The organism is Nannocystis sp., from assembly GCF_016714285.1.
Classification (GTDB): domain Bacteria; phylum Myxococcota_A; class Polyangia; order Nannocystales; family Nannocystaceae; genus Nannocystis.
Genome location: NZ_JADJNN010000003.1, coordinates 157,977 through 180,924 on the forward strand (window position 1 = coordinate 157,977; position 22,948 = coordinate 180,924).

19 protein-coding genes and 1 pseudogene are annotated in these 22,948 nt (G+C 67.2%); 15 read left to right on the top strand and 5 right to left on the bottom strand.

The genetic code is table 11. The features are described 5' to 3' along the window. Entirely contained in the window at positions 1-1,203 is a 1,203-nt protein-coding gene (locus tag IPJ59_RS08330; protein ID WP_366524566.1) for an NAD(P)/FAD-dependent oxidoreductase, read from the bottom strand. On the opposite strand from IPJ59_RS08330, the gene IPJ59_RS08335 reads away from it, so the two are divergent. After that, complete coding sequence (locus IPJ59_RS08335; RefSeq protein WP_293259477.1) at positions 1,148-1,462, top strand: hypothetical protein; 315 nt, start codon at positions 1,148-1,150, stop codon at positions 1,460-1,462. The two genes, IPJ59_RS08330 and IPJ59_RS08335, sit on opposite strands and share 56 nt — an antisense overlap. Positions 1,463-1,563: 101 nt before the next feature. On the opposite strand, the gene IPJ59_RS08340 is transcribed toward IPJ59_RS08335, so the two are convergent. Next, positions 1,564-2,046 carry a hypothetical protein gene (locus IPJ59_RS08340; protein ID WP_293259475.1) on the bottom strand — a complete coding sequence of 161 codons (483 nt, stop codon included), beginning with the start codon at positions 2,044-2,046 and terminating at the stop codon, positions 1,564-1,566. Between the two features lie 195 nt (positions 2,047-2,241). Here IPJ59_RS08340 and IPJ59_RS08345 point away from each other — a divergent pair, with 195 nt between their 5' ends. Genes IPJ59_RS08345 through IPJ59_RS08365 form a run of 5 tightly spaced genes read left to right on the top strand, consistent with a single transcriptional unit; the run spans position 2,242 to position 6,766 of the window. Beyond that, the gene (locus IPJ59_RS08345) at positions 2,242-3,774 is read left to right on the top strand and encodes an Rne/Rng family ribonuclease (RefSeq protein WP_293259472.1); all 1,533 of its coding nucleotides are present in this window, start codon (positions 2,242-2,244) and stop codon (positions 3,772-3,774) included. Positions 3,775-3,808: 34 nt separating this feature from the next. Then, a complete protein-coding gene (locus IPJ59_RS08350) occupies positions 3,809-4,471 on the top strand; it encodes a PilZ domain-containing protein (RefSeq protein WP_293270696.1) in 663 nt (220 codons plus the stop codon). Between the two features lie 40 nt (positions 4,472-4,511). Beyond that, the gene (locus IPJ59_RS08355; protein ID WP_293259466.1) at positions 4,512-4,973 is read left to right on the top strand and encodes a J domain-containing protein; all 462 of its coding nucleotides are present in this window, start codon (positions 4,512-4,514) and stop codon (positions 4,971-4,973) included. Between the two features lie 56 nt (positions 4,974-5,029). Beyond that, entirely contained in the window at positions 5,030-5,860 is an 831-nt protein-coding gene (locus IPJ59_RS08360) for a class I SAM-dependent methyltransferase (RefSeq protein ID WP_293270697.1), read from the top strand. A gap of 6 nt (positions 5,861-5,866) precedes the next feature. Continuing rightward, the gene (locus tag IPJ59_RS08365) at positions 5,867-6,766 is read left to right on the top strand and encodes a class I SAM-dependent methyltransferase (protein ID WP_293270698.1); all 900 of its coding nucleotides are present in this window, start codon (positions 5,867-5,869) and stop codon (positions 6,764-6,766) included. A 60-nt stretch (positions 6,767-6,826) separates the two neighbouring features. Here IPJ59_RS08365 and rimO read toward each other — a convergent pair whose 3' ends face one another. Next, positions 6,827-8,185, bottom strand: coding sequence for a 30S ribosomal protein S12 methylthiotransferase RimO (gene rimO, locus IPJ59_RS08370; protein ID WP_293270699.1), 1,359 nt, complete (start codon positions 8,183-8,185; stop codon positions 6,827-6,829). Between the two features lie 72 nt (positions 8,186-8,257). After that, complete coding sequence (locus tag IPJ59_RS37660; RefSeq protein ID WP_366524567.1) at positions 8,258-8,770, bottom strand: cytochrome c family protein; 513 nt, start codon at positions 8,768-8,770, stop codon at positions 8,258-8,260. A gap of 1,534 nt (positions 8,771-10,304) precedes the next feature. Between IPJ59_RS37660 and rpsP the strand changes: the two genes are divergently transcribed. The 6 genes and pseudogenes from rpsP to IPJ59_RS08405 all read left to right on the top strand — a co-directional run bounded on the left by rpsP (position 10,305) and on the right by IPJ59_RS08405 (position 13,711). After that, entirely contained in the window at positions 10,305-10,562 is a 258-nt protein-coding gene (rpsP, locus tag IPJ59_RS08380; protein ID WP_293259451.1) for a 30S ribosomal protein S16, read from the top strand. Between the two features lie 155 nt (positions 10,563-10,717). Continuing rightward, positions 10,718-10,975, top strand: coding sequence for a KH domain-containing protein (locus IPJ59_RS08385; protein WP_293259448.1), 258 nt, complete (start codon positions 10,718-10,720; stop codon positions 10,973-10,975). Positions 10,976-10,981: 6 nt separating this feature from the next. Continuing rightward, positions 10,982-11,593, top strand: a complete 612-nt coding sequence (rimM, locus tag IPJ59_RS08390; protein ID WP_293259445.1) for a ribosome maturation factor RimM — start codon at positions 10,982-10,984, stop codon at positions 11,591-11,593. Continuing rightward, positions 11,590-12,378, top strand: a pseudogene (trmD, locus tag IPJ59_RS38665) (tRNA (guanosine(37)-N1)-methyltransferase TrmD); the annotation flags it as partial. The gene rimM and the pseudogene trmD, both read left to right, overlap by 4 nt. A 511-nt stretch (positions 12,379-12,889) precedes the next feature. Continuing rightward, entirely contained in the window at positions 12,890-13,306 is a 417-nt protein-coding gene (rplS, locus tag IPJ59_RS08400; RefSeq protein ID WP_366524568.1) for a 50S ribosomal protein L19, read from the top strand. Between the two features lie 18 nt (positions 13,307-13,324). Continuing rightward, entirely contained in the window at positions 13,325-13,711 is a 387-nt protein-coding gene (locus tag IPJ59_RS08405) for a YraN family protein (protein WP_293259439.1), read from the top strand. An 11-nt stretch (positions 13,712-13,722) separates the two neighbouring features. Here the strand turns inward: IPJ59_RS08405 and IPJ59_RS08410 are convergent, their stop codons facing one another. After that, complete coding sequence (locus tag IPJ59_RS08410) at positions 13,723-14,322, bottom strand: hypothetical protein (RefSeq protein WP_293259436.1); 600 nt, start codon at positions 14,320-14,322, stop codon at positions 13,723-13,725. An 831-nt stretch (positions 14,323-15,153) separates the two neighbouring features. Here IPJ59_RS08410 and IPJ59_RS08415 point away from each other — a divergent pair. The 3 genes from IPJ59_RS08415 to IPJ59_RS08425 all read left to right on the top strand — a co-directional run bounded on the left by IPJ59_RS08415 (position 15,154) and on the right by IPJ59_RS08425 (position 22,887). Then, positions 15,154-16,779 (top strand): tetratricopeptide repeat protein, encoded by a 1,626-nt coding sequence (locus IPJ59_RS08415; protein ID WP_293259433.1) that lies wholly within the window; start codon positions 15,154-15,156, stop codon positions 16,777-16,779. Between the two features lie 99 nt (positions 16,780-16,878). Next, entirely contained in the window at positions 16,879-20,763 is a 3,885-nt protein-coding gene (locus IPJ59_RS08420; RefSeq protein ID WP_293259430.1) for a tol-pal system YbgF family protein, read from the top strand. Positions 20,764-20,772: 9 nt separating this feature from the next. After that, positions 20,773-22,887 (top strand): tetratricopeptide repeat protein, encoded by a 2,115-nt coding sequence (locus IPJ59_RS08425; RefSeq protein WP_293270703.1) that lies wholly within the window; start codon positions 20,773-20,775, stop codon positions 22,885-22,887. The last annotated feature ends 61 nt before the right edge of the window (positions 22,888-22,948 follow it).

Here is a 22,948-nt window from a genome sequence, read left to right on the forward strand (position 1 = left end):
TCACAGCAACCCGACGACCCGCTCTGCCAGCGCCAGCGCGGCGGTCAGGCCCGGCGACTCGACGCCGATCAGGTGCACGCAGCCGGGCGGGCCCTCGCACAGCATGAAGTCCCGCTCCTCCCGCTCGTCGGGGGCCCGCAGCTTCGGGCGGATCCCGCAGCCGTCGTAGCGCAGCAGCAGCGGCGCGATCGGCCCGAGCAGGGCCTGCGCCGCCGCCAGGAAGTCCGCGTGCTTGTGCTCGGCCGGCCCGAAGTCGTCGCGCGAGGCGACGTACTCCGCGTCGGGCCCGAGCCGCACCCCGCCGTCCAGCTCGAGCGTGAGGTGCACGCCGAGCCCCGCAGCGTCGCGGCGGCGCACCGGGTACACGAGGTGTTGGTAGCGCCCTGGCGCGTGCAGACGAAAGTAGTCGCCGCGGCACGGGTAGATCTTCGCCGGGTCAACGAGGCCCATCAGCGCCGCGACCCGGTCCGACTCCAGCCCCGCCGCGTTGACCAGCGACCCGGCCTCGAGCTCGCCGCGCGTGGTCTCGACGCGAAACCCCGTCGCCGTCGCATTCACCGCCAGCAGCTCGGCCTGCAACACGAAGCTCGCGCCGTGCCGCTCCGCGTCGGCGCGCAGTGAGGCGGTCAGCGCCATCGCGTCGATGATCCCCGTGCGCTCGCACCACAGCGCCGCGCGCATCGGCGGCAGACTCGGCGCGCGTCGGGCGAGCTCCGCCGCGTCGAGCCACGCGAGCCCACCGGCCCCGGACGCCGCCGCGTTCGCGTGCAGCTCGGCGAGCGCCGCGACCTCGAGCTCGTCGCGCGCGACCACCAGCTTGCCGGTGCATGCGTGCGCGACCCCGTGTGTGCTGGCCCACGCGTAGAGCAGCGCCTGTCCGCGGACACAGGTCTCGGCCTTCAGCGAGCCCGGCGGATAGTAGAGCCCGCTGTGGATCACCCCGCTGTTGCGGCTGGTGATGCCGGTGCCGACGCGGGCCGCTCGCTCGAGCACCACGACATCGCGACCGCGACGCGCGAGCGCCGAGGCGATCGCACAGCCGACGATCCCCGCGCCAACGACCGCGACCTCCATCCGCGACAGTTTAGCGCGCCACCCATCGCTTGCCTGAGCCGCAGGCCCGGCGTAAAACCCCCGGCGAGCGGCCATGGAACTGCACATCACGACCCACACCTTCAAGGCCGACAACCAGTGGGAGACCATCGACACCCGCTGGCACAGCCCCTTCTTTTACTGGAAGAAGGACGGCCTGCGCGTCACCCCGCCGGTGCCGCTGCGCATCGTCGTGTGGGGCGCCGTGGTCGCGGAGTCCGACGAGGGCTGGATCAACACCGGGGGCTTCAGCGCCGTGTTCCTGCAGCGCGTGCAGGCCCGCGGCACCCGCGGCGAGATGATCCGTGTCGAGGTCGGTGAGGAGATCTCCGAGACCTCGGAGAGCTCCGACGACAACGCTGGCGGCTGACCACTCGACGCGGGGCGCTCGAGCACAAAGGGCCCCGCGACCTCGCGGAGCCCTGCTCAGTGGTTCAGAGCAACACCTGTCCATCAGGACAGGTAGACGGCCTAGTTCACCTTCTTGTCGGGCTCCTGATACCAGGTCAGGGACTCGGTCATCTTCTCCAGCTCCGACAGCTCGACCTTCACGCCCTTGTCGCTGAAGAACAGGTCGTTGCTGACCAGCGGGCTGCGCCGCTGGGCGATGAAGAGGATCGGGTCGCCGCCGCGGGTGTAGCCGAGCTGCACGATCGCGTTCTTCAGCCAGCGACCGGTGTCGCCGAAGCTGAACTCGCGGGTGAGCCGGTAAAAGCCCTCGTGCGGCAGCTTGATCAGCGAGTCACCCCAGCCGAACGACGACGACGGAATCTTCACGCCCGGCATCTGGAAGCGCCACTGGTTCTGCACGTTGTTCACGGGCAGGAGGACCGAGGCCGGCGCGAATTCGGCGTCGGTGCGGATGAGGATCAACATGTTGGGGGCGACGGTCGCTTCATGCCCGGGCAGAAACTTCGTCGTCTTGTAGATCCCCGCTTGGTACTGGAAGGCCATACGGCGACGAACAGTACAGAAAGCCGTGTCTCCGGGGAAGGCCAAAGCGCCACGTTCCGACAGTCGGCGACGAATCCATCGGCCCTCATTCCCTCGCCGATGAGGTGGCATTCGCCATCACGCCCGTTGTCTCGCTTCAGGCCCCTCGCTCCTTGTCACGGCCCCGCCCGATTGTGCTAGGAAGGCACGGCCGCCGTGTCTGATTCCGTCATTGTAGTCAACGCCGATGGCCCGGAGACCCGGGTCGCCCTCATTGAGAGCGGGATCTTGTCCGAGTTCTACGTCGAGCGCGAGCGCGAGCGTGGCACCGTCGGCAATGTCTACAAGGGGAAGGTGCTGCGCGTGCTCCCAGGCATGCAGGCCGCCTTCGTCGACATCGGCGAGGAGAAGGCCGCGTTCCTCTACGCGGGCGACATCGTCAGCCCCAACGCCAACGCTGCCGCTGCCCCGCCCATCGAGGACGACGACGGCGAGACCATCCCGCGTCGCACAGGCAAGCACGCGGACATCACCGAGCTGGTCCGCCCCGGCCAGGAGATCCTCGTCCAGGTCGTGAAGGACCCGATCTCCAGCAAGGGCGCCCGCATCACCACGTACATCTCGCTGCCGGGCCGCAACGTCGTGTTCATGCCGACGGTCAGTCACATCGGCATCTCGCGCCGCATCTCCAGCGAGCGCGAGCGTCGGCGCCTCCGCCGTCTGGTCGACCAGATGCGCCCGCCCGGCGGCGGCTTCATCGTCCGCACCGTCGCCGAGTCGGCCACCAACGGCCAGATCCGCGGCGACATGGACTACCTGCTGCGCCTGTGGGCCAACATCAAGGTCAACGAGCGGGTCCACCGCGCGCCCGTGCTGCTCTACCGCGACCTCAACCTGATGCTCCGGGTCGTGCGCGACAACCTCACCCCCGAGCTCAGCAAGGTCATCGTCGACGACCGCGTCGCCCACGAGAAGCTGGCCAAGTTCGTCTCGGCCTTCATGCCGGACTGCGCCCAGAAGATCGAGCAGTACAGCGGTCGCGAGCCGATCTTCGACGGCTACGGCATCGAGCTCGAGCTCAACCGCGCGCTCGAGCGCAAGGTCCCGCTCAAGAGCGGCGGCTCGCTGGTGTTCGACCAGGGCGAGGCGCTCACCGCCATCGACGTCAACACCGGCAAGTTCGTCGGCGCCAAGGGCAAGACCCTCGAGGAGACGATCACCCAGACCAACCTCGAGGCGGCCGAAGAGATCGCCGAGCAGCTGCGCCTGCGCAACCTCGGCGGCCTGGTCATCATCGACTTCATCGACATGGACAAGGAGTCCAACCGCCGCAAGGTCTACCGCAAGCTGCAAGACGTCCTGCGAAAAGACCGCGCTAAGGCCCATATCACCAAGATCTCGGAGATGGGCCTCGTCGAGATGAGCCGCAAGCGCACGCGCGAGAGCCTCGGCCGCCTGCTCACCGCCCCCTGCGAGTCCTGCAACGGCAAGGGCTACACCAAGTCCGCCAGCACCGTCTGCTACGAGATCCTGCGCGAGATCCGGCGCGAAGCCCCGCACATGACCGGCGACAGCGTCCTCGTTCAGGCCGCAGCGCCCGTCGCCGAGCTCATGAACGGCCCCGAGACCGCCGCCATCGACAACATGGTCAAGCGCATCCAGCGGGGCATCGAGGTCCAGAGCCGCAAGGATTTCCACATCGAGAAGTTCGAGATACGTTCGAAGAACAAGGGTCGCGGCAACGACTGACCCCGCGACCGCGAGCCGAGGGGAGGACCGGGCCATGGCAGTGCAGAGCCGAGCAAACGACGACCGCCGTCGCGGCGAACGCCACAGCATCAACCCCGAGTTCGCCGCCCTCGACGCCGGAACCCTGACCTACGTCAGCAACCTCAGCGAGTACGGCGTCTTCATCCACACCCGCGTGCGCCTGCCCGTCGGCGCCGCGGTCGACCTGCGCTTCACCGTGCTGCTCGACGACCCGGTCGTGATCCACGGCCCGGGCCGCGTGGTCCATCACCAGGATGAGCCGCGCGGCATGGGCGTGAACTTCGTCAAGCTCAGCGCGGAAATGCAGCTGCGGGTCATCGACGCGATCAACTGGTACCGCGCGCGTGCGCTCGCCGGTGTCGAGGTCGACCGGGCCTTCCGCACCCGCGAGCTCAGCCCCGAAGAGCTGGCCCAGATCGACGAGGAGGGCGACGAGGGCGACGAGGTCGAGGCCGACCCGGCCACCGAGTCGGTGACCACCCTCAGCACCAGCGACCTGGTCGTTGAGAGCGGCTCCCTCCACGCCAGCGTCGAGGAGCTGAGCCCCGCGGACATCGAGGCCGCCACCTCCGCGGCTGCGATGCGCCGCGCCGCGCCGAAGGGACCGCCGCCGAAGCCGGCGGCCTCGCAGCGCCCGCTCGCTCCCATCAAGGACGACGAGTACGAGGACTTCTGAGCCCCTTTGCAGCGCTGCGAAGAAGCGCCATAGTCAGCGCGTGAGCCTCGGTAAGCGCCTCTGGGACATCGCCCGATCGAACATCACGGACTTCCGCGAGGCCCTCAAGCCCGACGCGCTCGACGGCCTCAGCGAGCAGGAGCGCCGCACCCTCGAGGACGAGACCAGCGACACCGTCGGCGCCAAGGCTGGACGCAAGGCCCGGCAGTTTCGCGACGCCGCCGAGGAGGCGTGGGACAAGGCCTACGACGCCGCCCAGGCCCGCGGCGGCCAGCCCGGCGGGCGCCCGTCCCCGGAGGCCGATCGCATCCGCTGGTACCGCACCCTCGAGCTCGAGCCCGGCGCCGACCTCCCCGCCGTCCGCAAGGCCTACCGCCGCCTGCTCAAGCAGTACCACCCCGACAAGTTCGCCAAGGACCCCGACAAGTACAAGGCCGCCACCGAGGTGACCCGCAACATCACCGAGGCATACGACGGCCTGACCACCCTCCTCGGCGCCTGACAGTTGCAGTGGACCGCGCCCGCGGTCCTCGCGTATTTTGCCGCGCGTAGGTCCCCGTGCCCCGCAGCAGCGCCGCCTCGAAACCCAAGCCCGCCCGAACCCTCGCCCAACAGGCTGACCGCCACGCCCTCTACGAGCGCGCGGTCCAGGACCCGGAGGGCGACGTCAAGTTCTTCGCCCGCACCTACCGCAAGATCCGCGGCCACGACCCGATCAGCATGCGCGAGGATTTCTGCGGCACCGCGGCCCTGTGCTGCGAGTGGGCCCGCAGCGCCCCCGATCGCACGGCCCTCGGCGTCGACCTCTCGCAGGACACCATGAACTGGGGCCTCGAGCACCACATCGTCCCCGCCGGCCGCGACGTCGCCAGCCGCGTCACCCTCATCTGCGACGACGTGCGCGCCGTCAAGCGCCCCAAGGTCGACCTCACCTGCGCGCTCAACTTCTCCTACTACTGCTTCAAGCAGCGCGCCGAGCTGCTCGAGTACTTCACCAGCGTGCACGCCGGCCTCAACCGCGACGGCGTGTTCCTGCTCGACATGCTCGGCGGCACCGAGGCGATCCTCGAGGGCAACACCGACAACGACCACGGCGACTTCATCTACCGCTGGGAGCAGGCCAAGTTCGACGCCTTCTCGCACGACTTCCAGTGCTTCATCCACTTCCTGTTCCCCGACGGCTCGAAGATCTACCGCGCCTTCAGCTACGACTGGCGCCTGTGGATGGCCCCCGAGCTGCGCGACCTCCTGCTCGAGGCCGGCTTCTCGAAGGTCCACTTCTACTGGGAGAAGACCGACGCCAAGGGCGAGGGCACCGGCGTCTTCTACGAGCCGGACTACGTCGAGAACCAGGAGATCTGGTGGACCTACCTCGCCGCTGAACGGTGAATCCATATGCCCAAAAAGCCAGCCAAGCCCACCCCCGCGAAGAAGACCAGCAAGCAGCCCGCCGCGAAGAAGCAGCCCGCCGCGAAGAAGGCCGCGAGGCCCACCCTGGCCGCGCGCGCCGACAAGCACGCGCTCTACCAGGTCAGCGTCCAGTCGCCCGGCGTCGACATCGAGTTCTTCGAGGAGCAGTTCGCCAAGTACCGCGGTCGCAAGCCGCTGCGCATGCGCGAGGACTTCTGTGGCACCGCCCTGCTGTCCACCGAGTGGTGCAAGTCGGACCCCCAGCGCACCGCGCTCGGCGTCGACCTCGACGCCGCCACCCTCGCCTGGGGCCGCGAACACAACCTCGAGCCCGCCGGCCCCGACGTCGCGCGCCGCGTCAAGCTCGCCCAGGCCGACGTCCGTGAGACCCGCTTCGCCAAGGTTGACCTGACCCTGGCGATGAACTTCAGCTACTGCGTGTTCCACACCCGCGAGCAGCTCGGCGAGTACTTCACCGCCGCCTGCAAGGGCCTGGTCCGCGACGGCGTGCTCGCGCTCGAGGTCTACGGCGGCACCGAGAGCATGGCCGTCCTCGAGGAGGAGCGCCCGGTCCGCGGCGCGACTTATGTCTGGGAGCAGGAGAAATTCTGCCCGATCGACCACCGGACGATGTGCCACATCAGCTGGCGGTTCAAAGATCGCAGCCAGATGACGCGCGCCTTCACCTACGACTGGCGCCTCTGGACCCTCCCCGAGCTGCACGAGCTGCTGCTCGCCGCCGGCTTCAAGGCGGTCAAATTCTACTTCGAGCGCGTCGACGGCGACGAGGGCGACGAATTCCTCACCGGCACCGGCGACTTCGTCGAGCACACCGAGATCGAGAACCAGGAAGCCTGGCTGGCCTACGTCATCGCCCTCAAGTAAGGGCGCAGCGCTCGCAGAAGATCGCCGAGGTCGCCGCCCTCGCCAACTCGGTCGACGACGTCAGAGCTCGAGCGAGGCCACCAGGTCGACCGCCTCGGCCTGGGTCACGCGCGCGCGCACGAAGCTGCCCGGCTCGGCGCTGCCATCGGTGAGGATGACCTTGCCGTCGATGCCCGGCGCCTGGCCCTCGTGGCGGCCGTCGAGCAAGAACTCGCTCTCGTCGCTCACGCCCTCGACCAGCACCTCGATCTCCTCGCCGATCAGCGCCTCCTGCCGCGCCAGACGCAGCTCCTCCTGCAGCTCCATCAGCGCCAGACGGCGCTCCTCGGCCAGCTCCGGGTCGACGCGACCGGGCAGCAACGCCGAGGGCGTGCCGTCCTCGCGCGACCACGGGAACACGCCGAGGTGGTCGACGTGGCCCTCCTCGATGAAGTCGTAGAGCCGCTGGAACGCCGCCTCGCTCTCGCCCGGGTGACCGACCAGCATGGTCGTGCGCAGGTAGATGTACTTCGACTGCGCCCGCAGCCGCTCCACCATGCCGCGCACGACCTTCTCCGTGTAGCCCCGACGCATGCGCTTCAGGACCTCGCTGTCGATGTGCTGCAGCGGCACGTCGATGTACGTGGCGATCTTGGGCTCGCTCGCGATCTGGCGGATGAGGCCGTCCGTGACCGTAGTGGGGAAGGCGTAGTGCAGGCGGATCCACCGCAGCTCGGGGACCTGGCACAGCCGATCGAGCAGGCGCTCGAGATCCGGGCGATCGTCGAGGTCGCTGCCGTAGGTCGTGAGGTCCTGGGCGATCAGGCACAGCTCGCGCGCCCCGCTGGCGACCAGCGCCTCGGCCTCGGCGGCGATGCTGGCGATCGAGCGGCTGCGCTGCGGCCCGCGGAGCTTCGGGATGATGCAGAAGGCGCACGGCCGATCGCAGCCCTCCGCGATCTTCACGTACGCGCTGTGCGTGCGGCCGCTGACCTGCCGCGGCGTGTTGTGATCGTAAAGGTAGGCGCGTCGGCTCAGCGGCGTCACGCCCATGCGCTGCGCCCCGCCCGAGAGCACCTGCGCCAGCCCGAGCATGTCGGCCGAGCCGAGGAAGTTGTCGACCTCGGGCATCTCCTTGGCCAGCTCGTCGGGGTAGCGCTGGCTCAGGCAGCCGGCCACCACCAAGCGCTTGCCCTGACCCGCCGCCTTGGCCTGTGCGAGCTCGAGGATCGTCTCGACCGACTCCTGCTTGGCCTCCTCGATGAAGCCGCAGGTATTCACCACCAGCGTGTCGGCCTCCTCCGCGGTGTCGACCAGCTGGTGCCCCTGCTGGCGCACCACCCCGAGCATGATCTCGGTGTCGACCTGGTTCTTGGGACAGCCAAGCGAGACGAAGTAGACCTTCTTGGCGGTCGGGTTCTGCGGGGTCGTGGCGGTCATGCGGGCCGGGGGAGGGGAGCACGTTCGACCAGCGAGGTCAACGACGCGTACCCCATGACCTTGCGCACTGGTCTACATCTTCTTGCAACCACCGCCGGCCGCAGCGAGCCCCGCGGCGCGCAGCTCACGTCCCGTCGGCCCCTCACCGAGCGCCGCACGCCGCTCCGGGCCGTGCGTCGGACCCAGCACGTCGCGCAAGTACGCCGCGTAGTCGAAGGTGTCCGAGTGCTCCGGCGAGTGGCACTGCTGACACAGCTCCACTGGCGCATCCGTGCGGATCGCGTTGGCCTTGCCGCGCTTCTCGGGCACCGCGACGTGCAGGCTCCCCGGGCCGTGGCACTGCTCGCACTGGATGTTCTGCAGCGCCGCGTTCTCCACCACCTCGGACCCGCCCGGCGCGCGGAAGCCGGTCACGTGGCAGCCGACGCAGCTGAGGTCGAACTGCTTGTTCACGTCGACCAGGGTCTTGTACGCGTCCGCGTGCCGCGTCTTCGCCCAGTGCTCCGCCTCGTCCGCGTGACACGCGGCGCACTGCTCCGCGCCGACATAGCTGGCCTCGCCCTTCGCCGGCGCTGGCGCGCGCACACCAGCGAATCGCCTTCTGGTTCTGGGTCGCGACCCAGTCGTCGTACTTGCGCAGCGCCGCCGCGGCGTCGGCGTCCGAGGCCCCGAGGTGACAGGAGATCTTGCTCTGCTCGACGGTGACAGCGACGGCGCCAGTGACCGGCGCCGGCTGCTCGATGCTCGCCGTCAGCGTCGTCCGCTCCTGCTCGAGGCGGGCGATGAAGTCGGGGTCGGCGCTCGGGTCGGCCCGGAACTTGGTGAGGCGCGCGTCGAGGCGCGCGAGCTCCTGCCGCTGCGCCGCCGCTGTCGGCACCAGCGTCCACGTCGCCGGTGCGGGCAACTGCTGCACCGCGGCCGCCGCGATCTCGAGGCGCATGTGCGTGATCGTCTGCGCCTGCTCGCCAGGCTCGACCACCCAGGTCCCGCCGAGACGCGCCGGCGGACCGCCGAGCCGCGTGCGATCGAGGCCCACCGGCATGCCGACCACGATCAGGTCGATGCCCGCGACCTCCTTCGCCAGCGCCTCGGCGGTGGCGCGCGAGCCCTGCAGCAGCACGACCGTGAGGTCGACGCCGGCCTCGCGCATCGCCGCGATCTCCCGGCGCAGCGCCTCGGCGGGCGGCTCCGCGTGCAGGCCCGGCGCCAGCCCCGGCTCGATCACCGCCGTCACGCCGGCGTCGATCGCCCAGGTCGCGTCGCCGAGGCGCACGACCCGGTGCGCCTGCACCCCGCGCCCATCGAGGCTGCGGCAGTTCGCCAGCACTCGCGGCAGCGGCCATGTCTCGAGGGCCAGGTCAGACTTCGGCGAGCTCAGGTCGGTGGGCCCGAGCCCCGACACCAGATGCTCCGCGAGCCCGCTGAAGCGGGTCTGCAGCGCCGCAGCACGCTGCTCCGCCTGGGCCCACGTCGCCTCGTCCTTCGGCGCCTCCGGCCCGGCTGGGTCCGGGAACAGGAACGACCCCGGCTCGAGCACGAGACGCGACTGCGCCTGCGAGTTGGCCTCGATGTAGCCGAACGCGTACTGCAGGCCGCCGAGCGACTCGGTGGTGCAGCCACACGGCGCGACCGTGCCGAGCACACGAGCGAACGCGAAGATGTCGATCACCAGACGCGGGGCCTCGGCCGGGGCGATCGCCTCACCCTTCTCGCCGGCGCTCGCGTTGATGGGCCCCGGGTCCGACGGGCCGCAGGTGGCACAGGCGAGCACGGCGGAGGCGGCGAGGCCGACCGCCGCGAGTAGGGGCGATCTCCCCCGGTGGGTACGGAGAGGGGTGCGTCGGGAGGGCAGGGGCGTGAGCATGGTCCGCGCGGGCGACGATCTCAGTCGTCGGCCGCCGTGTCGACCTCCGCTGCGACGCGACCAAGCGCACGGCCCTCCCGTGGCTCGAGACGATCGTCTCGAGGCCTCTGGCCTTATAAGACCTGTCCCGCGGCGTCATGGTCGCGGTGGCCGCGCAGGCCAGCGCTCCCCCGACTTGACCGTCGGGACCCCGGCAGTTAGCCTTCGCACCCTTTCGCCCCCGCTCTCTCGAGTTACGCAGGACAGCAAGCAATCATGGCCGTCAAGATCAGGCTCGCCCGGATGGGCTCCAAGAAGCGCCCCTACTACCGCATCGTCGCCGCCGACGCCCGCAGCCCCCGCGACGGTCGTTTCCTCGAGCGCATCGGTACCTACGATCCGCACGCCGAGTCGGTCGTCGTCGACGAGGCCCGTATCAGCTACTGGGAAGGCGTGGGCGCGCATCCGACAATCACCGTCGCCCGCCTGCTTCGTCGCGCCCGCAAGGGCACGGCCGGCAGCGCCAAGGCCTGAGACCTCCACCAAACACGAGCCTGCGAGCGCCGCGGAGGCGCTCGCGGCCCGTTTTGCCGAGCCGCATCGGGTGTGAAATGCTCTCCGGGTCGTGATGCCGCGACCCCCTTCCCGCGCCCGTGATCTCGCGCCCGCTCGCTCCCCTGGAGGCATCCATGTCACCTTCCGCCGCCCAAATCTCCCTCAAGGACCTCATCGAGTACCTCGCGCGTGCCCTCGTCGATCACCCCGATGAGGTCGTCGTCACCGAGATCTCCGGCGAGCAGACCATCGTCCTCGAGCTGAAGGTCGCCAAGGACGACCTCGGCAAGGTCATCGGCAAGCAAGGCCGGACGGTCAAGGCGATGCGCGCCCTCCTCAGCGCCGCCTCGGCCAAGCTCCGCAAGCGCGCCGACCTCGAGATCCTCGAGTAACCCCCCGTGCGCCCCGCCGCATCGCCGTCACAACCCGCGGACGCGCTCGCGGTCGCCGTCATCGTCGGCCCGCACGGCGTCCGTGGCTGGGTCCGTGTCCACCTGCACTCCCCAAGCTCGAGCGCCCTGCGCCCGGGTCTCGTCGTCAACCTCCGCGCCGCCGGCCGCGACGACCTGAGCCTCAAGCTCGTCGCCGTCGACCCGATCCCCGGCAAGCCGATGCTCCGCGTCCAGCTCGCCGGCGTCACCGACCGCGACCAGGCCGAGGCCCTCCGCGGCCGCGAGCTGTGGCTCGCCCGCAGCGACCTCCCGGCGCTCAAGCCCGACGAGTTCTACCTGGCTGACCTCATCGGCCTCGCCGTCGAGCGCCTGCGCCCAGGTGGCCGTGTCCAGCCGCTCGGCAAGGTCGTCGGCCTGACCAGCAACGGCGCCCAGGACCTCCTCGAGGTCGAGTACGAGATCCCCGGTCGGCGCCCCGACACCTGGCTGCTGCCCGTGCTGCCGCACTTCATCGCCGAGGTCGAGGGCCGCCTGCGCGTCGAACTCCCGCTCGGCATGCTCCCCGACGCGCTCGCTGACGGCGACGACATTGAGGACGACCAGGGGTCCCGGTCGTGAGCGGCCCGACCTTCGAGGTCTTCACCCTCTTCCCCGACGCGATCTCCGGCTTCTTGCGCGGCGGCCTGATCGGCAAGGCAGCCGAACAAGGCCTCGTCACGGTGCACTGCACCGACTACCGCGACTACACCCACGACCGTCACCGCACCGTCGACGACGCCCCCTACGGCGGCGGCCCCGGCATGGTCATGAAGATCGAACCCGTCGCCGCCGCGCTCGAGGCGGTCACCGCCGCCCGGGGCCCGATGCACCGCATCCTCCTCACGCCCTCGGCCCCGCGCTTCGACCAACGCGCCGCCCGCAGGCTCGCCGCCCTCCCGCGCATCGCCCTCCTTTGCGGCCGCTATGAGGGCATCGACGATCGCGTCCGCGAGGCCCACGTCGACGAGTGCCTCTCCCTCGGCGACTTCGTGTTGAACGGCGGCGAGGTGGCCGCGCTGGCGATCGTCGAGGCCGTCGCTCGCCTCTGCGAAGGCGTGCTCGGCAACCCGGAGTCCGCTGCCCGCGACAGCTTCATGGCCACCACGGACCTGTCTGAAGGGACAGGCACCTGGCTCGAGGGCCCCCAGTACACCCGCCCGCCTGTGTTTCGCGGCGTCGCCGTGCCCCCCGTCCTGCTCGCCGGAGATCACGACGCCGCCGGCCGCTGGCGGGCCACACAGGCCTGGCGACGGACCTGGGCCCTGCGCCCGGACCTCCGCCCGCGGCGGGTCCTGCCCGCCACAACCCCGATCTACCTCGCCCGCGAACCTGGCCTCGGAGACCTGCCCGAAGGCGCAGCTGCGTTGCCGGGCGTCAGCGGCCTCCTCACGCACGCCAGGACCGCCGACCTCCGGACCTTGCGCCGCACCCTGAAGCGCCGCCACGGCGTCGCCCCGGAGCTTGTCGCCGTGGTCGTGGGTCCGATCGAGACCTCGCTGCCGCAGGCCCACAGCGGCGCGGCGCTCCTCGATCTGCTCGCCCTCTCCGGAGATCTCTCCGCACCCCTCGTCCTGCTGTTGTGCCCGACACCGACAGCTCTGGGAGATCTCACACCTGCGAGCCCCAGTGCCCGCGAGGAGCCCCAGGACGCCTCAAGCTGGCCCTCAGCGCTGCGAGCGGTGTTCGCGCTGGATCCTCTCTCAGTCGAGGCAGCTGCTTTAGAGCTTGCGCGATGGGCCCCAATGATTGACTCTTCGCCCCCCCAGCCGGTATGTGGGTCGGCAATCACCATTGCCGCCGCGGCGCTCAGCGAGCTCCGTACGCCCGCCGCTCGCTAGCCTGCGCCCACCCGGCCCCGACCTTCAGAGCCCTGTCATGAGCAACAGCAGCCCGTTCATCGAGAAGATTGAGAGCACCTACAAGCGCAGCGACCTCCCGGAGTTTCGCCCCGGCGACACGATCCGTGTCCACGCGAAGATCTCCGAGGGCGGCAAGGACCGCATCCAGGTGTTCCAGGGCGTGTGCATCCATCGCAAGCGGAACGGCGCCCGCGGTGCCTTCACGGTCCGCAAGATCTCCCATGGCGTCGGTGTTGAGCGCGTGTGGGCCGTCAACTCCCCCCGCGTCGTGAAGATCGAGCTCGTCAGCCGCGGCCGCGTCCGCAAGGCCAAGCTCTACTACCTGCGTACGCTCAGCGGCAACGCGGCCCGCATCCGCGCGCGCCTCGGCGGCTACGCCAGTCTCCTCGACGGCTCCGGCGACAGCGAGCCGAACAACACCAACGAGGCCTGAAGCTCCGTGCAGCCGCCCGTGTCACCACGGGCCCGTGGACGCGCGAGCGAAGATCTGGCCGCGAGCTTCTTGGAGGCTCGCGGCCTCGTCGTTTGCGACCGTAACGTCACCCTCGCCGGCGCGGAGCTCGACCTCGTGGCCCGGATCGCGGGACCTCCCGGTGCACCGGACACCTTGGTTTTCGTCGAGGTGCGCAGCCGAGCGGACGCCCTCGCAGGTCACCCGCTCGAGACGATCAGCTTGAACAAGCAGCGCCGCCTGCTGCGAGCAGCGACCGCATGGCTGGTCCGAGCCTCGTTGTGGGAGCAGGTCGAGGTTCGCTTCGACGTGGTGGCGATCGTCTTCGGCGACGACAAAGCCCCGGAGATCACCTGGATCCCCGGGGCCTTCGGCACCGACGGCTGAGCGTCACGCCATCACATCGTCGGCGGCATTTCCATCGTGTTGCACATCGGCTTGCCGTCGGCGTCCTTCTGGAACTTGTCGCAGGCAGTCTTGAGGTCCGCGAGCGTACCTTCCGAGAGGTCGTCGCCACACACGCACAAGGTCTGGCAGCAGAACTCGCCGAGCTTTTGCAGCTGTGCGCACTTGAAGCCGCTCTCGCACGAGGTCTCCTTGGCCAGGACCTTCTTGCCGATGCCGCCGTCCTCACAGTCAGTGTCGTCGTTGCAGGCTCGTGAGCACATCGAGCGCTGCAGAACGTACGTGGAGTCGAGCTGGCAGTCGTTGTTCGTGCATGTGAAGCGCGTGATGCCGTCGCCCGTGGTGTTGCACTCCACGTCGCTCTTGCACGGCTTGGTCGGCGGCGAATCCTTCTGCGCGAACACGCAGAGCAGGTCGTTGCAGCTCAGCGCAGGGAACGTGACGACCTGGCTTTCAGGCGCCTGAACGTCGCCGTGATTGCAGGGCGCCCCGATGTCACCCTTGGGGCAGGCGCTCAGCAGCGGAACGAGGAGCGTGGCGCCCAGCAACGTGGCGGCGGTGCGAAGGAGAGCGAGCGTGCGGTTGGCTGGCATGTGGGATCTCGGTCGTGACGGCCGGAAAGGGCCTCCATCGTACACGGCCAGGCCATAGGGTCAAGCGTCCCGGACCCAGGCCAGAACTCGCGCAATCGGGCGCAAATGGCCTTCTGGCGCCGGTTTACCCAACATCCGGACCAGACCTCGCAGGGCCTTGCCGGCTCACCTAGCGATCCCGGCGGAGATCCTTCCACCGAGCTCACCAACTGGACGTGGGCCACCCCTGCCACCGTGTCTCCCGTGGACCCTGTAACAATAGTCACGACCCTCTCGCGGCCGACAGCCGGAATTTCTGCGACGGCGTCGAGATCTCCACAGATCGCCCTCGCATACAGCTCGTTCCACCCCCGCAAACCGACGGGGAATAGCCACGTCGTCCGCGCTGGTACACGCCCCTTCGCCGCCTGAACGGGGCACGGTGCGCCGGATCTGCCCATGTCTCTCCGCCGCGCGAAATTCTCCGGCAGCCTTCTCGCCAGCACAAGCACGGCGAGAGGCCCTTGCGACTCGAAGCTGGCCGCTGGTAATGTCCAAGCCTCTATGAGTGCGAACTGCCCCGGCGCCAGCGCCGGAGTCACTTCGAACTTCGAGAATTCGAGGCCGAAGCCAGGCTCTCCCGCTTGGCAACACCCCGCTCGCTGAGGACGCAACGACCGCATGAAATCGCTCCGACACCTCACGTCACTCACTCTTCTCAGTCTTTGCGCCACGTGGGCCCTCTTCTCCCCACCTGCTGAGGCCGGTCCGCCGCCACCTCCGCCCGCGGGCAAGACTCCGCCGCCGCCGCCCTCGAGCGGCCCAGCTGTGCCTCCACCGTCGGGTGCTGCGGTGCCACCGCCTTCCGGCGGCCCGGTGAACGCAGCGCCGACAAGTGGCCCCGCCACGGGAGTCCTCGTTGACGCCGAGGAGAAATACAAGAAGGAGGACTACCAGGGCGCAGCGATCATCTTCGACGCGGTGGCCAGCGGGAAGACTCCCGGCGACACCTACCGCGCCAAGTTCTGGCTCGGCAAGACGCTCTACAAGCTCGAGTTCTACGCGGTCTCGTTGAGCGTGTTCAACGAGATCGTCGCCGCCGGCCCGAGCCACCCGTACCACAAGCTCACGCTGCCGTGGCTCGCCTCGCTCAGCCGCGAGCTGCCTGAGGGTGCAGGCGTGCTCGAGAAGGTCGGCACCTACAAGCCCGCTGACCTCGAGGACTCGGCCTTCGACGAAGTCCGCGACGAGCTCTACTACCTGCTCGGTCGCTTCTACTACCAGAAGGGCGACCTGGGTCAGTCGATCGCCTTGTTCGGCCAGGTCCCGGACGACAGCGACTACTACATCCCGGCCCAGTTCTTCCTCGGTGTCGCCGAGACCCGCGAGTTCCACGGACCGCAGGCGGTCGAGGCCTTCAAGAGCGTCCTCCGCAAGAACATCACGCTCCAGGAGGTCGCCAACAAGAACAAGAAGAAGCTCAAGAAGGAGGCCAAGAAGAAGAAGAAGGCCCAGAAGAAGCTGGCGAAGAGCGGCAAGCTCCTCGGCGGCACGACCGAGGAGCTCAGCTTCGAGGAGGAGATGCAGCGCTACGAGGAGCGGGCCAATCTGGCGCTCGGCTACATCTTCTATCAGGTCGGCAAGTTCGAGACGGCCAACAAGTACTTCGACAAGATCCCGCTCGAGTCGCCTTACTGGCTCGACTCGATCCTCGCGGCCTCTTGGTCGGAGTTCCGTCTCGTTGAGCTCGAGCCCGAGAAGGCGAACCTCCACTACCAGCGCACGCTCGGGTACATCCACACCCTCAACGCGCCCTTCTTCTACGACTACCTGTACCCCGAGTCGGTCATCCTGAAGGCGGTCACCTACTACTTCAACTGCCGCTACCAGCCGGCCAAGCTCGCCATCGAGGAGTTCAACCGCCGCTACCCGAAGACCCGCGACGACCTCAAGGACCTGCTCTCCAAGGCTCCGGAGGACTTCGCGCTCTTCGACCTGAGCGTCAAGATCCGCAACAGCGAGTCGAAGCTTGACCCGTTCGTCGAAGAGGTGGCCCAGAAGTCGCTGCAGGACAAGACCCTCGAGAAGAACTACGCCTACGTCAACGAGCTGCAGCGCGAGAGCTCTCAGCTCGACGAGATGAAGCCGGACTTCAAGAGCAGCCCGCTCTCGGACACGATCACGGAGAACCTCGATGGTCTGCTCTCGATCGCCAAAGAGAGCACCGGCGCGCTGGCTCGTCAGCGCCTCATGACGCAGATCCAGGAGATCAACGACCTGGAGCGCGAGGCCATCAAGATCGAGTACGAGATCTTGAACCGCATCAAGGCCCAGGGTGGCGGCGCCCCCAAAGAGGGCCGCCCGCAGAAGCCGAAGATCGACTCCGAGCACGAGATCTACAACTACAACGGCGAGTATTGGAAGGACGAGCTCGGTTACTACAACTACAAGGTCACGAGCCTCTGCAAAGAGGAATAGGCCGCCTCGCAGGAGGGGTCAGCGCGCGGCCTCTCCTGCGAACCCAGAGCGTTCACGCGGCGTGACCTGCTGGTCCCGCCAAACAGAGGTGAGAGGTCCATGAAGTCGCACAACGCATCCCGGAAGTTTCGCAAGCTGAGCACCCTGAGCGGCATCTGTCTCGCGGCGATGGTCGTCACCTCCGCCGGCGAGTCCTTCGCCCAAGAGCCCCCACCGGCCGCTGGCGGTGACGAGAAGAGCAACGTCCGTTACACGCGCAAATCCGGCAAGGTGCGCACGAAGGACACGCTCGACACCAAGTTCAAGGCGCAGAAGGAAGCTCAAGAGAAGGAGAGCAAGCGCAAGGTCGACATGATGCAGGGCGCCGAGTTCGCCAAGAAGCGCTCGGCCGTCGCCCAGGAGATCGCGGACACGCAGATCGAGCAGCTCAAGCGCCTCCTCAAGGCCACCGATCCAAGCCACGCGGACTACCCGGATCTGCTCTTCCGCCTCTCCGACCACTTCCTCGAGAAGAAGGCCTACTTCGAGAATCAGGTCGGCGCCCTCTACGAGGACATCTATGCCGCCGAGGAGGCCAAGAACAAGACCAAGGCCGACCAGCTCAAGGCCAAGCAGGCCAAGTTCGAGGGCCAGGCCAAGGAGGCCTCGGAGCAGGCGGTCAAGATCTACAAGGTGCTCGTCAGCTCGCCGCAGCTCGGCAAGTTCAAGCGCCTCGACGAGGCGCTGTACTTCTACGCGTTCGAGCTCGGGCAGCTCAAGCGCGAGGCGGAGATGAAGGAGGCGTACATCCGCCTCATCCAGGACTTCCCGAACAGCCAGTACATCCCGAACGCCTACCTCAGCTTCGCGGATTACTACTTCGGCCAGAGCAAGATCGGCGATGCGCTGCAGCTGTACGAGAAGGTCATCACCTTCAAGGACAGCCCGGTCTACGCCTACGCCCTCTACAAGATGGCGTGGTGTCACCTGAACCCGGTCGGCACGGCTGACCCGCGTTACGACCTCAGCCTCGACTTCTTCGTCAAGACCATCTCCGCGACGCTCGAGGGTCGCGCCGGCTCCGAGGCCAACGCCAGGCAGCTGCGTCGCGACGCCCGTCGCGACCTCGTCCAGGCCTTCGCGCAGGCCGGCAAGCCCACCAAGGCATGGGAGTTCTTCCAGAAGATCGGCGACGGTCCCAAGGACGACGAGAACATGTCCCGCAAGATGATGGAGTTGCTCGCCGTCCGCTACTTCGGACAGGGCATGTACACCGAGTCGACTTTCGTCTACGAGAAGCTGCAAGAACTCTTCCCCGAGGACCCGCAGACCTGCGAATGGCAGGGGCGCATCGTCATCAACGCGCTGGCCACCGACAACAAGTCGGTCCAGTGGACGGAGACGGCCCAGCTCGGCGAGTACTGGACCAAGTTCAAGGACGGCGACTACAAGCAGGCCATCAAGCGCAAGTGCCGCGACGAGACGCTCGACACGATGAAGCAGATGGCGACCGTCTGGCACGACGAGGCCGAGAAGACCAAGAACGAGGCCACCTATGCGCTGGCGGAGCAGGCCTATGAAGGGTTCTTGAAGACCTTCCCGAAGGACAAGGATGCCTACGAGATCCAGATGTTCTACGCCGAGCTCCTCTGGGCTCGCGCCGGCGCCCTCGTCAACGACAAGAAGTCCAAGGCCGAGGGCCTCACCAAGTTCCGCAAGGCGCACGACGAGTTCATCAAGGTTCTCGAGATCAACCCGGAGGGTAAGTTCACGCAGGACGCAGCCTTCGCGCAGATGCTGGCGATGAAGAACGCCCTCGAGTACGACGAGACGGGCGGCCAGGGGAAGGCGTGCAAGACCAATTCCGAGGGCATCTGCGTCTTCCAGGAAAAGGAGAAGAAGAAGAAGGTCAAGCGCGACGAGAAGACCTCGACGGACACGAACGCCGAGTACCCTGAGAGCGAGTACACGGAGGACGAGAAGGGCATGCTCGATGCGTACGACACGTACCAGAAGTACGTGAAGGACGCGAAGGACCCGGAGCTGCCGAAGATCGTGTACCACCGGGCCAAGATCATGATGATCCACAATAAGTTCACGGACGCTCGTCCGTTGCTTGAGGAGATGGTCGTCAAGTTCGACGGAACGATCTACGCCGCCTGGTGCTCCGAGATGCTCCTCGACCTGCTCACCATCCGGTGGACTGCGAAGGGCGCGACCCCTGAGGAGACCGTCAAGGCATCGGACGACCTCGAGAAATGGGCGACCAAGATGCAGAAGATGAAGGTCTACACCCATCCCGAGGCCGATGAGCTGAAGGCTGCCATCCCGCGCCTGCTCGCTGGCATCGGCTGGAAGAAGGGTATCGCCTATCGTGACGCGGGCGCCGCGGGCGACCCGAACGGCTTCCGCCAGTGCGCTGAGCAGTTCCTCGCCCTCTACAACGAGTACGGCGACGAGCATGAGAAGGCGTCGACGCTCATCTTCAACGCCGGTGAGTGCTACGAGGCCGCCTATCTGCTCGGTCAGTCGGTCCGCATGCGTAAGCTGCTGCTCGACAAGTTCCCGAACAGCGAGCACTTCCAGGGGACGCTGTCGAAGCTCGCGGGCAACTACCAGGCCATCGCGATGTACGACAAGGCCGCGGAGCGTATGGAGGCCTACGCCGAGAAGTACGTCAAGGACAAAGAGTCGCCGGACTTCTTGCGCAACGCCTACCTGTTCCGTCTCGGCCTCGGCCAGGACGACAAGGCCAGCGCCAACCTGGCCAAGTACGAGGGTCTGTACAAGAAGGACAACCCGGAGCTCGCCGCCAAGATCTTCTGGTCGAAGCACGACATCCTCAAGACCGACGAGGAGAAGCTCAAGCACGCCGAGGAGTACTTGAAGACCTACGGCAAGTCTGGTGGCACCGACCGTCGCATCGTCGCCGAGGCCTCGATCGGTCAGATCTTGTGGCGGCAATCCTGCGACAAGGGCCTGCTCCACGACTCCTGCCTCAGCATCCAGCGCAAGGTGGCACAGGCGGGTGACGCGGCTCGTAAGCGCGCCGCAGAACTGAAGCGTAAGGACAAGAAGCTCAAAGAGAAGAAGGCTGGGACCAAGGCCAAGCAGGAAGTGCCGAAGAATTGCGGCAGCGCAACCTCCGGCATCATCACGGTCTACCCGCGCAACAAGAAGCGGGCCGACGAAGCGCAGAAGTACTTCGACAGCGTCATCAAGCAGGCGCGCAACAAGATCTCGATCCCCGAGGACGATCGTCAGCGGGCTGAGGACTTCCGTAACGCGGTGGCCATGTCGCAGGTCTACAAGGCCGACGTTCAGTATGAGGAGTACGTCGTCATCGAGATGCCCGGTGGCCTGAGCTTCTTCGTCGAGGACTACAAGAAGGAGTCCGGCGTTCCCAAGTGGGAGAAGGAGTACAAGGAGCAGCTCAAGAAGAAGGAAGACTCGGTCAAGCGCTTCACTGAGTTCTATCAAAAGAAGAACAAGATCGGCGCCGAGTTGCAGAAGAGCTACGACGCGATCGTCGAGGCCAAGCAGTCGCCGTACTGGATGCTCGCCGCGGCCGCTCGCTCGGCCATGGTCTCGCAGAACTATGCCGACCAGCTCTACCGCGCCGAGGTGCCGGCGGAGTTCAAGACGGAGGAGGAGGCCTACGCCTTCTGCGACGAGCTCAGCGACAAGGCGCAGCCCCACCAGGAGGCGGCGGTCGCCAAGTTCTCGTACTGCCTCGAGAAGTCGACGACCTTCCAGTTCTTCAACGACTTCTCGCGCCTCTGCGAGGAGGAGCTTCAGCAGCGCGACGCCGACAAGTACCCGTCGACCTCCGAGATCTTCGGAAAGTCGCAGTATACGGCGAGCCGCCCCGATCGCGTCGATGTCCAGACGGACCTCGAGGGCGAGCGTCGCAAGCCCGAGATCGGTGCCAAGCCGGCCGAGAAGCCGCCCGAAGAGAAGAAGCCCGAAGAGACCAAGGAAGAGGCCAGCGACGCGGCCGAGTGAGGAACCACCATGCGTAATCTGATCAAACTCGCAAGCATCGGTGCTCTCGCGGTCGCCCTGTCGGCCTGCGGCAAGAAGCCTGACGGCACCACAGATCCAGACGGCGTCGGTCCAGGTGGCAAGGGTCCAGCTGGCGCGACGCAAGGCGGCGCGAACCCGGCAGCTGCCACCGCCGAAGCCAAAGCCGACTTCGAAAAGGCGGTCAAGGGCTACCTCTCCGCGAAGAGCGACGGCAAGGTCAGCGGCGATGAGTGTGAGCGGGTCTCGGCCGAGTTCACGCGGGTCTACAAGGCCCATGGCGTGCAGATGGCGATCGCCCAGTTCAACGCTGGCGTCGTCTGGGACGAGTGCGGCCAGAGTGACAAGGCGGAGCCTATCTACTCGGGGCTCATCAGCGCCGCGCCGAAGTTCGACCTCCCCTACAACAACCTCGGCGTCATCTACTGGAAGAAGGGCCAGGACAGCAAGGCCCTCGACATGTTCAAGAAGGGTGTGGAGGCCAACAAGCTCAGCGCCCGTGCTGCGCGCAACAACGTCGCAGGGCTGATGCGCAACCAGTACATCGGCAACACGGACCTCAACGTCTTCGGCGAGGCCGAGAAGTCGATCCAGGGGGTCTTGGCGCTCGACTCCGGTAACCAGGCCGCCTACGAGAATCTGGCCCGTATCTACTACGATCGTGGCCACCTCAAGGACAAGTCGTACCTGGTGCTCGCCGATCTGGTGGTGACCCAGGGCATCCGGGTGCTCAAGAACGACAACAACAAGGAGAGCTCGGACATCTTCAACATCAAGGGCCTGCTCTTGCTGGAGAGGGACAACCAGGTCGACGCGCTCAAGACCTTCAAGGAGGCCGTCAGGGTCGAGCCCACCCATGTCGAGGCCAACCTCAACATCGGCTTCATCTCGATCCGGTTCCGCGACTACGCCACCGCTGAGGGGGCCTTTCAGGTTGCGCTCAAGTCGCCGGCGCAGCAGAAGAATATCGAGGTGTGGCTGGCTCTCGGCGTTGCCCAGCGCGGCCTGAAGAAGTTCAAGGAAGCGGAGGAGTCGTACAAGAGGGCGCTCAAGCTGGCGGCGACTGATCCGCGAGCGTGGTTCAACCTCGGCGTGCTCTACCAGGACCACCTGTCCACGCAGGACGGCGTCGACCCCATGAAGGAGGGCGAGAAGCTGATCAATGTGGCCAAGGGCCACTACAACAAGTTCATCGAGGCTGCGGGCGCCAACAAGACCTACGCCACGAGGGTGCTCGAGGCGAAGGACCGCATCGCTACCATCGATCAGACCTTCGAGTTCAACAAGATCAGCATCGAGCTCGAAAAGAAGGCCGCAGAGATGGCCAAGCTCCAGGCTGAGCAGGATGCTGCTGAACGCAAGCGCTTGCTCGAGCTCGAGAAGCAGGCGATGGAGGCTGAGAATGCTGGCTCGGCACCGACGCCGTCACCTGCTGCGGGCGCAGCACCTGCCGCAGGTGCGCCGGCAGGCGGTGCGCCGGCCGGGTGCCCCGGCTACCCCGAAGAAGTGATCTCGGTTCCCCGGGGTAGCGATCTGAGAGAGGGTCCTGGCTCGTCGAGCCAGCGGCCCTCTCGCCGTCTCAAAGCGCTCTTGACGAGTACACGGCCGGAAGCGGGCTGGCGAGACGGTTTACAAGCTGGGGGCACGCGAGGTATGGTGCGCGAAAGTCCTGTTTTCGCAGGCGAGAAGATCGAGGTTCACGATGCGATTCGCACTGGTCACGCTGTTGACGACTCTTTTGGCCTCCACGAACGCTTGGGCAGCCCCTGCGACCGACACCGACGCGGACTCGTCGGCGGCGAAGGGCAAGGGATCGAGCGGAACGACCGTCTACGACTTCGACGACGACAACGTCGATGGCGAGCTGCTTTCGCCGGAAGGTGCCAACATCGCCTCCCGCGGACGGACCAAGCACGCCAGCTTGATCACCATCCGCCCGCACTTCATCCCCGAACTCATCAAGATGGCCCAGGACGTCTAGCGCGTCGCAAGCCGTTCGTGCTCCTCAGCTTTCGCAGCACGTCCGACAGCGACTCCCCGGTCCTGCGAACGTGCGCCCGTGTGTGTGCTGGCGGGCGCGCCCTCGCACACGCGAGTAGAGAGTGAATTTCTAACCGCGGAACTTCTGCTGCAGCCCGCTGTCTCTGCCGGTGTAACCGCAGAGCCC

Coding starts and splice junctions, on each gene's coding strand:
- IPJ59_RS08350 (WP_293270696.1), top strand. CDS start 3,809: ATGGCAGTGCAGAGCCGAGCAAACGACGACCGCCGTCGCGGCGAACGC.
- rpsP (WP_293259451.1), top strand. CDS start 10,305: ATGGCCGTCAAGATCAGGCTCGCCCGGATGGGCTCCAAGAAGCGCCCC.
- IPJ59_RS08410 (WP_293259436.1), bottom strand. CDS start 14,322: ATGCCAGCCAACCGCACGCTCGCTCTCCTTCGCACCGCCGCCACGTTG.
- IPJ59_RS08335 (WP_293259477.1), top strand. CDS start 1,148: ATGGAACTGCACATCACGACCCACACCTTCAAGGCCGACAACCAGTGG.
- IPJ59_RS08420 (WP_293259430.1), top strand. CDS start 16,879: ATGAAGTCGCACAACGCATCCCGGAAGTTTCGCAAGCTGAGCACCCTG.
- IPJ59_RS08385 (WP_293259448.1), top strand. CDS start 10,718: ATGTCACCTTCCGCCGCCCAAATCTCCCTCAAGGACCTCATCGAGTAC.
- IPJ59_RS08340 (WP_293259475.1), bottom strand. CDS start 2,046: ATGGCCTTCCAGTACCAAGCGGGGATCTACAAGACGACGAAGTTTCTG.
- rimO (WP_293270699.1), bottom strand. CDS start 8,185: ATGACCGCCACGACCCCGCAGAACCCGACCGCCAAGAAGGTCTACTTC.
- IPJ59_RS08425 (WP_293270703.1), top strand. CDS start 20,773: ATGCGTAATCTGATCAAACTCGCAAGCATCGGTGCTCTCGCGGTCGCC.
- IPJ59_RS08365 (WP_293270698.1), top strand. CDS start 5,867: ATGCCCAAAAAGCCAGCCAAGCCCACCCCCGCGAAGAAGACCAGCAAG.
- rplS (WP_366524568.1), top strand. CDS start 12,890: ATGAGCAACAGCAGCCCGTTCATCGAGAAGATTGAGAGCACCTACAAG.
- IPJ59_RS08330 (WP_366524566.1), bottom strand. CDS start 1,203: ATGGTCTCCCACTGGTTGTCGGCCTTGAAGGTGTGGGTCGTGATGTGC.